Raw genomic sequence first — 10,773 nt, forward strand, 5'->3', positions numbered from 1 at the left:
TCCATAAACTGCGCTGTTTTAAATTGTTTTTTGAGTCTTTACGTTAAATTAATAACGGAAAGTGACTCCTGCGGAAGCGAAACGACCGCCGTTGATGTACCAATCTTCTGGGGAGTTATCCCAAGAACTTGCCGCTTTATATGCTTCTCGATATTGAACATCACCCATGTTTTGAATGTTAGTAAACACTTTAACTGTTGGGTTAATATTCCAATAGGCATTGAAGTCGACAGTTGCATAACCTGGAACTTTTACGCTATTTGCACTATTGCTAGCATTGGCATGTGAACGAGCTATTACCGAAGTACTAAGTCCATAGACAGCATTTTCTAGTCCTGCAGTGAAAGTAAGCGTCTGTTTTGGGCGATAGGCAATTTCTAAACCTGTTGCTTTATTTTCAGTTTCAACATAAGCATATTCTGTCGCGAGGAATAAATCGTCTTGTTTCCATTTCAGACCTGCCTCACCGCCTGTAAAATTGGCTTCGCCAACATTTTGATTCATGCTGTCGCTATAGACGATTAAGTTATCCACATTGGTGCGATAAACAGAAAAACTAGTCGCTAGATTATCCGTAATCGCATAATCAAAACCTAGTTCATAAGAGATGCTTTCTTCGGGTTCTAAATTTTCATTACCGCCCCACTGAGAATAGAGTTCATTTAGGGTCGGAGCACGGAATGCACTGCCAATATTGGCATAAACGCTTGCATTAGGCAGGAAATGATAGCGAATAGCACCTTGACCTACTGTGTGGCTTCCAAAAAGCTCATTGTCTTCTACACGCAGACCAACTTGAGTGTCAAACAGTTCATTTTTAAATTGGTGTTGTAGATAATAACCTGTGCTATTAACGCTCTGATCTTGATTTTTGATTGAGCTGGTTTTGTAGTTGGCGTCATTATAAGTTGCACCAACTAAAATATTTTGATTTGGTGTGAATTTCCATTTTAGGTTTAAATCACTTTGGTTATTTTCAGTGTTGTACTGTGTGAAATATGATGGAACATCTTGCTTGTCTTGAACATTTGCAAAATGTGCACCTAAAATTAGATTTTGCAGAATATTGTAATCAACTTTCGCATTAATAACACGATTAACAAAATTACGAGGAGCTGTATTGGTAATGTAGTCATTACTGAAAATACTTGTTCCTTTATTTTCACTAATCGAAGCAGAAGCATCAAGCTGATTTTCTTGGAAATATCCAAATTTTGCATTATAGCCTTTTTGATCATAGCTGGCCTTATCACTTTTATCTTGGCTTTCAAAAATACGAGTTCCATCACTTTCTAAGCGTTGGCCACCTACTTGAGCATAGAAACCTTGATCTGTGACTAAATCTGCTTTTGCGATGGTTTTATAGGTATTGTTTTCACCATAGATACCAGTTAATTCTGCACCAGACTTAACTGGTTTTTTTGAAATAAGTTGAACTACACCACCGATTGCATCACTACCATATTGGACTGAAGCGGGGCCTTTCAAGATCTCAATTTGTTGAACATCTGAAGTATCTAAAAAAGCAGGATAAAGTGGGCCAAGTTCATTTTGACTATTTAAACGCGCGCCATCTTTTAAAACTAAGGTATGGACAGCTTTTGTTCCACGTAGTCCAATTTCAGAAATTTGTCCCATACCGCCACTTTGTTTCACGTAAACAGAAGGGTCTTGTTGGATTAAATCAGATAAATTGAGAGCAGGGTTCTTTTCAATCGCATTTTTATTGATGACAGAAATACGGGCAGGAACGTCTTTAATCTTTTCTTCAGAACGTGTTGCAGTGACAACCAATGTATCTAAAGATGCATTAATACTGTCTTGTGCAGATGCAGAAACGGAGAAACCCATCGCAATAGCGATTGCGCCCACTAAAGCTGTAGGCTGAAATAAATTTGGCATGCTGGCTCCATACATTCACCCCCCGTGAATGATTGAGTTAAATGGCGCAATAAGCAGGTCTCCGGACTTAAATATAAATATTGCGAACAATATTGGTATATCCATCTTCCCACACGAGTGCAGTGATGTAAGTGCAAACACTTATAAAGATATACGTTTCGTTTTACCGTTGCGGGGGCAGTGTTGGACTCTCACCAACTTCCCTAAAGCATAGTGCTTAGACTTATTGCATTTGGGCGAAGTATAAGGTTTGTATGTGAATTAAACAATCTATGTAAAGATTTTTCAGGATGAACTTTACGCAAGGTGAAAAAATTGCATTACAATGATTCGCCCTGTTATTTATAGATCAGCTATAAATAGGGTTGAGCCAGAGTCATAACCTATGCGAACCCGTGCCAAAATTTGTGGAATTACCCGTAGCCAAGATATTCAAGCTGTGGTCAATGCCGGGGCTGATGCAATTGGTTTTGTATTTTTCCCGCTTAGTCCACGTCATGTCAGTGCAGCTCAAGCCAAAGAACTGATCCAACATATACCTGCCTATGTGCAAACTGTTGGACTTTTTGTGAATGCAACGGTGGATGACATTGCCGATGTGTTAAAACAAGTGGCGCTCGATATCATTCAGTTTCATGGTGATGAAACACCAGAAGACTGTCAGACAATTGCGGCACAGGTGGGACGCCGTTGGTATAAAGCCATTCAAGTGAAACCTGACCTGAATGTGGTGGCAGAAGTTCAATGCTTTCAACAGGCAGGGGCAAGCGCAGTCCTTTTAGATGCATGGCATCCCGAACTGAAAGGGGGAACAGGACACAGTTTTGACTGGTCACAATTCCCCAAACTGGATATTCCTTTAATTTTAGCTGGTGGTTTAACCCCTACTAATGTTGAAAACGCTATAAAGACGACTGGGGCTTATGCTGTAGATGTCAGCGGAGGCGTCGAATCCGCTAAAGGTATAAAAGACCAACAACTTATAGAAAACTTCATGCAAGGAGTCCATCGTGGATCAGCAAAGTAATGTGATTGACTATACCCAATACCCAGATGAACGTGGGCATTTTGGTATCCATGGCGGACGTTTTGTGTCAGAAACTCTAATGGCTGCATTAGAAGACTTAGAAAAGCTCTATTTCCGTATGAAGGATGATGAGCAGTTTCTGGCAGAATTCGACCGTGACCTCGCCTACTATGTAGGTCGTCCTAGTCCTTTATATTATGCTGAGCGATGGTCGAAAGAGTTGGGTGGTGCGCAAATTTATTTAAAACGTGAAGACCTCAATCATACGGGTTCGCACAAAGTGAATAACACCATTGGTCAGGCTTTACTGGCAAAACTGTCAGGTAAAAAACGAATTATTGCTGAAACAGGTGCAGGGCAGCATGGCGTTGCAACGGCTACGATCGCAGCACGTTTAGGTCTTGAATGTGTCGTTTTCATGGGCGCAGAAGACGTAAAACGTCAAGCCATGAACGTCTATCGTATGCGTTTGTTGGGTGCAACCGTTGTGCCTGTGGAAAGTGGCTCTAAAACATTGAAAGATGCCATGAACGAAGCGATGCGTGATTGGGTCACCAATGTTGATTCAACTTATTATGTGATTGGTACGGTTGCAGGCCCACATCCTTATCCACAATTGGTTCGTGATTTCCAATCGATTATTGGTCGTGAAGCACGTAAACAAATTCAAGAGCAAGCAGGGCGTTTACCTGATGCCTTGGTGGCATGTGTCGGTGGTGGTTCAAATGCAATGGGCTTGTTCTACCCATTCTTAAACGATGCTGATGTGAAAATGTACGGTGTTGAAGCTGCAGGTTATGGCATTGAAACAGGTAAACACTCTGCACCATTGAATGCTGGTCATGTCGGAGTTTTACACGGTAACCGTACTTATTTAATGTCGGATGAACAAGGCCAAATCATTGAAACTCATTCAATTTCAGCAGGTTTGGATTATCCAGGTGTAGGCCCTGAACATAGTTTCTTAAAAGATATGCACCGTGTTGAATATGTGCCGATCAATGACAATGAAGCTTTACAAGGTTTCCGTGATTTAACCCAGATTGAAGGGATTATTCCTGCACTGGAAAGCTCTCATGCGATGGCTTATGTGACTAAACTTGCGCCAACCATGTCTAAAGATCAAATTATTATTGCGACGGTTTCTGGTCGTGGTGATAAGGACTTAATGACTGTGGCACGTATTGATGGCGTGGAAATGGTTGAGATGTAAGAATCCTCGACTAACCACTTTTGAAAAAGAGAGAAAAGCCTCCCCCCTTTTAATAGATGAGGGTTGGGTGGATTACAAAAATCGTGCTGAAGTGATTCAGCACGATTTTTTCTTATGTAGATAATTTTGGTTTAAAAATGAGCATTTAAGAATTTGAAAATTAATATATAGTCAAACTACTTTATTATTCATACAGGATTCGAAAAAAACTTGAAATAACTCATCGACTGAATCGATCAACCATTCTTTACGCTTACGTTTAACCCATGCCCACATCTGTTCTATAGGATTTAAATCAGGGCTGTATGCAGGAAGCCAAAGAATTTTATGCCCTTGTTGTTCCAATAACTCCTGAATATCTGCTCTTTTATGAAATGCTGCATTATCCATAACCACTACACTATTTTCAGGTAATGCTGGTATGAGGAATTGCTCAATCCAAAAATGAAAAACATCTGAATTGATTTTGCAGTCAAATAAACCGACTGAAAATAAATACCCTTTATGGATTGCTCCAATAGCATTGGTCTGATTCTTTAATTGCCAATTATATTGCCCTAAACAGGGTACTCCTTTTCGTGAGTAGCCATGAGGTCTGTAATCATGTGACTTAAAACCACTTTCATCCAGATAAATAATCGGATGGTTTTTTTCTAATTCATTCACTTGCTGAATAAATTTATCCCTGAGCTTTGTATCTGCTTTAGGATGGCTTAACGTCTTTTTTTAACTGTAATATTTAAGCGCTTTAATGCAGCACCAATAGATGAAACACCACAATTAAAACGTGCAGCACGTTCATATTGATAAGCATCAGGATACTTTTCAACATCTTCACGTAAAGCATCATCGTTAATTTTAGAAGGTTTACGTACACGAGTTTTTTTAATCTCTATACGTTTCTTCCATTCAACAATGGTATTTTTATTAATTTCAAATTGTGTAGCTACCGCTCGAATAGAATAACCTTCCTCAAGCTTAGCTAAAATTTTACGTCTAAAATGTTCTGAATAACTCATTGCACCATTGTATTGGTTTTATAATGATTTGACTATAATTGTTTGATTCGAGGAAAGGCCGTTTGCAATTGTTCGAGGCAGACTATTAGTTGAACTATACAGTTTCTGCGATATAGTGAACGGATTGATGATATGTGCCGAGTTTTGCAAACGGAAATGCCTTTGGTTACTTTGGGCAAAACCAAAGTAACATGATGAGCTCCGCAAATAAGAAGTACAAACTGTAAGACTCCGCTAGGTACATTTTAATTTGAAAAGGAGCAAAACATGCCTAACCTATTTATGGTCATGCTTGGTGGTCGCCATGCACGTGCAAATACCGAAGTCCATGATGTTGTATTTGCAGTCGCTGACAGTCTAGAAGAGAGTTACCCGCAACTTAAAAATGCATGGTTTGGTGAACAAAAAGGCTTACATATTGATGCTTGGATGCAAGTGAATGGTATTGAATGTCGAGGGAAAAAATACCAAATACAGTTTAGTGATGCCCAACCCCAAGCAGAGGATGAAAAACTGTGGCTCATAAATTTAGGTGGCTATGACATACGTGAATTTGGGGAGTTACATCGTTATGTACTCGTCGTTGCGCCGCATGCCGCGGAAGCTAAACAACTTGGCAAACAATATTTTGATCAAAAGTGGCAAAAGCAACATACTGACCGTATTTTAGACGTTGATGGCTGTATTGCGATTGATTGTGTACATGGTCGTTATGTGGCATTGGTTGAAGCTGAGTTTGATGTAAACACATGGGAAAATACATATCTCATGTTAAATTAAGTTTGAACTATTCCTAATTCTTTTAAGTGATGTATTAAAACGAAAAGCAGGTTTAACGAATAATTTGATGAAAAAACAAACTAAATACTTTTCACCTTTAAAATTATAGGCATAATAGGCTTAGGGATATTAATTAACTTTTGCTTAAGGATAAAGCATCAATGGATTTGATACAGTCCAACGGACAACCACATTATGGTCGGTTTAGCGAACTTCCAAAAACCATTGATTTAAATAAGTATCAGTATAAAACCCCATATGGTGAAGTGCTCACTGGCTGGCGGAAAAAGCTAAAATATAAGAAATTTAAGTTTTGTAGCATTCAACATGAACACTACACCATTGGCTTAGCGATTGCTGATATTGCTTGGGCTGGACACGGTTTCGTTTATATTTATGATCATCTCAAAAATGAAGTACTTGAATGGAACGCCGTCAATTTTCTGGCGCGTAAAACCGTATTAGATGAACAGCCTTTATATAACCAAAGTGTATTTGCAAATTCACCTTTTCAAATTGAAATTCAGCATGCCAATGGGGCGCGTTATGTTCAAGTCACCAAGTATGGTGAAATTAAGCTGAGCGCCCGTATCTTCTGTGCAGGCACTGATCCATTGAGTATGTGTAGTCCAACAGGGATTAATGGCTGGACTTATACTCAGAAATTGACCACCTTAGCTTGTGAGGGTTTTTTTACCAATAAAGCGGGGCAGATCATTCAGTTTAATGAGCGGACCTTAGCTGCGCTAGATGATACCTGTGGTTTCCTCCGACCGGAAACAGCTTGGTTTTGGCTCTCTTGTAGTTTTTGGGATGCACAGGGTAAGCGTATTGGTCTGAACTTAGCCTCTGGTGTGAATGAAAGTTTTGGCAATGAAAACTGTCTGTGGGTAAATGGAAAGCTCTATACCGTGAGTGATGTGCTGTTCCAGATGGAAGAAGAAGGACGTTGGAGCATTCGTTCGCTAGATGAGCGCTTAAATTTAACTGTGACTACGGGCTGGCGCCGTTTTGAAAACCTAAATTTGCGTCTTGTGGGCAGTCAGTTTAGTCAGTGGCAAGCCAAAATTAGCGGTACGATTCAGCAGGATGATCAAGAAATTGTATTGCTAAATGAATATGGACTGCTCGAACAGCACTATGCAAAGTGGTAAAAGACCTATAACAAAAAAACCAGCATCATGCTGGTTTTTTCTTTTGTTATGTTTATGAATTTATTTCCCTGCTTGCCAAAAAGCTTCACCCGCTAAAATCGGATCATGACTTTCTGCAAGGGTATCGATCCAAACATCGTACTGTGCAATCACAGGATGTTGATTGGGATGAAAGTCTTTCTTAAACCAATCGAGATATTGACCACGCATGCGGGACAGTATCCCTTTTTTACCAAAGAACCAAGGCAGCCCTTTACGCATCATTTGCAAGCGCTGAATACGGCTAAAGCCATCATGCTTGAGCATGACATCTGCACGATAAGTGGTGAAACCAAACATCATCACCGTGGTAAAGGCCAATGCAAATAGACGCGTCGCTTCAGGCACATGTCCGACTTGTTTCATCACATCAAACGCGACATCGCGGTGTTCCATTTCTTCAATGGCATGCCATGCAAATAAAGCACGTACATAGGGGTGGGCCTCAGCCAACGTGGCTTTATGGCTATAAAAAGTTTCGGCCATCAGTGCGGTTAAATGTTCTGCCGCAGCCGTCATGGCAATGTTGTATTGCGGCGAGCGTTTGCTTAATTCGAACTTGAAGATTTTATTTAAACGCTGAATAAACTGATCGACAGGCATGCCTTGTTCTCGCATGACCTGATTCATTTTGTCATGGGCAATGCCATGCTGTGCTTCCTGCTTAATAAAATCGCTTACACGAGCCGCTAAGCTTGGGTCTGTAATTTGGTCCCTAAACAAACGCACGCTTTGAATAAAATAGCGTTCTCCATCGGGGAAAGTGAGGCTGAGTGCATCGAACATGCGCGTAAGGAATGGGTCGCCGCCAAACCAAAAACGGGGCACTTCATCGAGCTTAAAATTAAGTTGAGTTCGCACAATCGGTTCAACAGGGGTTGTAACAATGGCATTCATTTTGTTTTACTTCATTTGCCTTGGATGATTGCAGTATGTCGGAGAAAATGCAGTTTGTTTTGACAGATATTGCCATTTTTTATACATTTTACGCCAATGTGAAAATATCGCATGTCAAATAGTGGGTGGGCCGTCATGCAAGAATTACAAATCCCCAATGGTTATTTTCAGCTCTTGAATATGTATCTCATAGAGCAAGGAATTGATTTTCATCGACTCGGTTTTTTAGCGCAATATCAGTATGAACTGGAACATGTATTACAACTGCCAATTGATACCCAATCGCCATTTTCGTTCTTTCAAACGATTTTACAACTGACGCGAGAACAGTTGGATTGCCCTCAGTTGATTATGGAGATGGCAAAATTTATTCAACCTGAGCATTTTGGTGTTTTGGGCTATATGGCCACACGCAGTAATAGCGTGGCTGAAGCACTGAGTTATGTGATGCGTTTTAGTCGTTTGGTGATTGATGGTGCAGAAGTGAGTCCCATGCAGATGCAGCAAAGGGGCAGTAAGATTTGGCTGACTTGGCCTTTTCTCAATGAGAAATATGCTTCACTGAATGAAATGACCATGGCATCCATTGTGCATTTGGCCAAGAAAATTTTCCCCGATCAGTTACAGTTCTTAAAAATCCAAATGGCGCATCCAGCCCAGATGGCACAGTATCATTATCAAAAATTTTATGGCTGTGAAGTGAGCTTTAATCAAGCCTGCTATGCCTATGTGATGAGTGCGGACAGTTTGACTTTAAAATCGGGCTTTGCTGATCCTTCCTTAACGCAGCTTTTACTGAAACAAGCAGAGGTTGCAATTGCCCTCAAGCCTCGTTATGAGAGCGTGTTACAACAGATTCATAGTGCCGTGGCTGATTATCTTAAAGCGTATGAGGAAGCCCCTAAAATCGAACAGATTGCCAATGAATTACACTTGTCGACGCGGACCTTACAACGCCAGTTACAAGACTGGGATAGTTCATTTAAGCGGGTACTTGAGTCAGAGCGCATGAAACGATGTGAATATTTATTACAACAAGGTTTGAGTTTAACTGAAATCGCCTTACAACTCGGCTATTCGGGACAGTCTGCTTTAGCGCGTGCCTATAAACAGCACAGTGGACAGACCTTATTACAGTTGAAACGACAACTGAAATAACAGCAGGAATAAAAAAAAGCGCCTTTGGGGAGGCGCTGAAATGTATGCAATGATCAGACTGATTTCAGTCGTGGAAAACGGAATGCAATCGCAAGGATGGCAAAAATTGCCAGTATCCAACAGTAGTAAATGCTGCCGATGAGTTCAACTGGCGAAAGCTTTGCAATTGAGCAGGCCAATAGAAGCTGTGCACCATAGGGAATAAGCCCTTGTACAACACATGAAAAGATGTCGAGCAAAGCGGCTGCACGTTTGGGGTCTACGCCATATTCTTTCGCGACTTCACGCGCCATATCGCCCGATAAAATAATCGCTACAGTGTTGTTGGCCACAAAAATGTTGGAGAAAACCACCAAAAAGCTCAATCCGATTTCCCCTGCGCGCTCACGACCAACTTTAAATAAACGGGTTAGGCTGTAAATGCGTTGAATAAGCCAGTCGAGACCACCTTCTTTTTGCATAATGGTCGAAAGACCGCCCAAGAACATCGACAGTAAAGCGACTTCAAACATACCGACAAAACCATCATAGATGGCTGTGTTGAGTTGAATGACCGTAAATTCTGGCTGTGTAATCAGTCCCATCACCCCAGAGAGCACTACACCGACTGTAAGTACCGCAAGCACGTGTAAACGACTGAATGCGAGGAAAAACACCACCACATAGGGCAATACTAGCCAAGGGTTAAAGTCTTTGGATTGAATGGGTTCGGTTTGATGGATGCTAAAGACATAAATCGCGATTGTGATTAAAGCCGCAGGTACTGCAATCCAGACATTGACGCGAAACTTGTCTCGAAGTTGAACTTTTTGACTGGTGGTGGCTGCAATGGTGGTATCCGAAATCATCGACAGGTTATCACCAAACATCGCACCGCCCACGACCGCACCTATGGCATAGACAGCAGCAATATCGGTGGCTTGAGAGAAACCAAAGGCAATCGGTGCACAGGCCGCAATGGTGCCCATCGAGGTGCCCATTGCTGTTGCAATGAACGCTGAAATAATGAATAGCATGGGCAGCACAAAGGCTGGTGGAATCGCAGACAAGCCCATTTGCACTGTGGCATCTACACTACCAATGGCGCTGGTGGTACTGGCAAATGCACCTGCCAGCATGAACACCATGAACATCAAGATGAGGTTCGGGTGACTTGCACCGCGCAGAAAGGTTTCGATGCCTTGATTCAGCTCACCGCGGTAGATCAACACCGCCAAAATAATGGCAGGAATGGCCGCAACAGGCGCTTTCATTTGATAGAACGCAAACTCGGTTCCAATCACAGAATGGTAAATACCACTGCCTAAGAAAATGGCTAAAAAAACAATAAGCGGTAACAGCGCAAGCGCACGTGCTTGCACTAAACCTGAGTTATCGGTGGTCATAGGAGATAGGGAAATGAAAGAATGTGCGTAGTATAATGCAGGTTTTGCTATTTCATAAAACTTTAAATGTAAAAGCTAAACCGCCTATTTTTATCATTTTTTTGCAAATAAAAATAAGTTTATCTAAAACTTAGACATTTTGGTATTTCCTAAAATTAGGCATCTTTGATCATTGAGAAAAAAACCGAAATATCAGTAA

The 10,773-nt window shown here is 41.1% G+C and carries 10 protein-coding genes and 1 riboswitch; of the genes, 5 read left to right on the forward strand and 5 right to left on the reverse strand.

What is annotated here, in order from left to right; genetic code table 11:
* Positions 1–48: 48 nt before the first annotated feature.
* On the reverse strand, positions 49–1,902 hold the full coding sequence (locus AC4MC0_RS02775) for a TonB-dependent receptor plug domain-containing protein (protein WP_278345367.1): 1,854 nt from the start codon (positions 1,900–1,902) through the stop codon (positions 49–51).
* A 35-nt stretch (positions 1,903–1,937) separates the two neighbouring features.
* A riboswitch (cobalamin riboswitch) is annotated at positions 1,938–2,144 on the reverse strand.
* Positions 2,145–2,287: 143 nt separating this feature from the next.
* Between AC4MC0_RS02775 and AC4MC0_RS02780 the strand changes: the two genes are divergently transcribed.
* On the forward strand, positions 2,288–2,929 hold the full coding sequence (locus tag AC4MC0_RS02780; RefSeq protein WP_278345368.1) for a phosphoribosylanthranilate isomerase: 642 nt from the start codon (positions 2,288–2,290) through the stop codon (positions 2,927–2,929).
* The gene (gene trpB, locus AC4MC0_RS02785; protein ID WP_004697773.1) at positions 2,913–4,142 is read left to right on the forward strand and encodes a tryptophan synthase subunit beta; all 1,230 of its coding nucleotides are present in this window, start codon (positions 2,913–2,915) and stop codon (positions 4,140–4,142) included. Before AC4MC0_RS02780 ends, trpB begins: the two co-directional genes overlap by 17 nt.
* A gap of 171 nt (positions 4,143–4,313) precedes the next feature.
* Here trpB and AC4MC0_RS02790 read toward each other — a convergent pair whose 3' ends face one another.
* Both AC4MC0_RS02790 and AC4MC0_RS02795 read right to left on the reverse strand, forming a co-directional pair.
* Positions 4,314–4,808, reverse strand: coding sequence for an IS630 family transposase (locus tag AC4MC0_RS02790; protein WP_005402039.1), 495 nt, complete (start codon positions 4,806–4,808; stop codon positions 4,314–4,316).
* 47 nt (positions 4,809–4,855) lie between these two features.
* Positions 4,856–5,161: an IS630 transposase-related protein gene (locus tag AC4MC0_RS02795; RefSeq protein ID WP_262471488.1), complete on the reverse strand. Its 306-nt coding sequence runs from the start codon at positions 5,159–5,161 to the stop codon at positions 4,856–4,858.
* A gap of 267 nt (positions 5,162–5,428) precedes the next feature.
* Between AC4MC0_RS02795 and AC4MC0_RS02800 the strand changes: the two genes are divergently transcribed.
* Entirely contained in the window at positions 5,429–5,941 is a 513-nt protein-coding gene (locus tag AC4MC0_RS02800) for a DUF1543 domain-containing protein (protein ID WP_336000381.1), read from the forward strand.
* A 161-nt stretch (positions 5,942–6,102) separates the two neighbouring features.
* A complete protein-coding gene (locus AC4MC0_RS02805) occupies positions 6,103–7,095 on the forward strand; it encodes a DUF2804 domain-containing protein (RefSeq protein ID WP_336000379.1) in 993 nt (330 codons plus the stop codon).
* A 60-nt stretch (positions 7,096–7,155) separates the two neighbouring features.
* On the opposite strand, the gene AC4MC0_RS02810 is transcribed toward AC4MC0_RS02805, so the two are convergent.
* The gene (locus AC4MC0_RS02810) at positions 7,156–8,031 is read right to left on the reverse strand and encodes a metal-dependent hydrolase (protein WP_491887271.1); all 876 of its coding nucleotides are present in this window, start codon (positions 8,029–8,031) and stop codon (positions 7,156–7,158) included.
* A 135-nt stretch (positions 8,032–8,166) separates the two neighbouring features.
* On the opposite strand from AC4MC0_RS02810, the gene AC4MC0_RS02815 reads away from it, so the two are divergent.
* Positions 8,167–9,189, forward strand: coding sequence for an AraC family transcriptional regulator (locus tag AC4MC0_RS02815; protein ID WP_491887272.1), 1,023 nt, complete (start codon positions 8,167–8,169; stop codon positions 9,187–9,189).
* A 53-nt stretch (positions 9,190–9,242) separates the two neighbouring features.
* On the opposite strand, the gene AC4MC0_RS02820 is transcribed toward AC4MC0_RS02815, so the two are convergent.
* Complete coding sequence (locus AC4MC0_RS02820) at positions 9,243–10,574, reverse strand: Na+/H+ antiporter NhaC family protein (RefSeq protein WP_336000373.1); 1,332 nt, start codon at positions 10,572–10,574, stop codon at positions 9,243–9,245.
* Between the last annotated feature and the right edge of the window lie 199 nt (positions 10,575–10,773).

The organism is Acinetobacter sp. CAU_H_S139_7 (genome assembly GCF_058599305.1).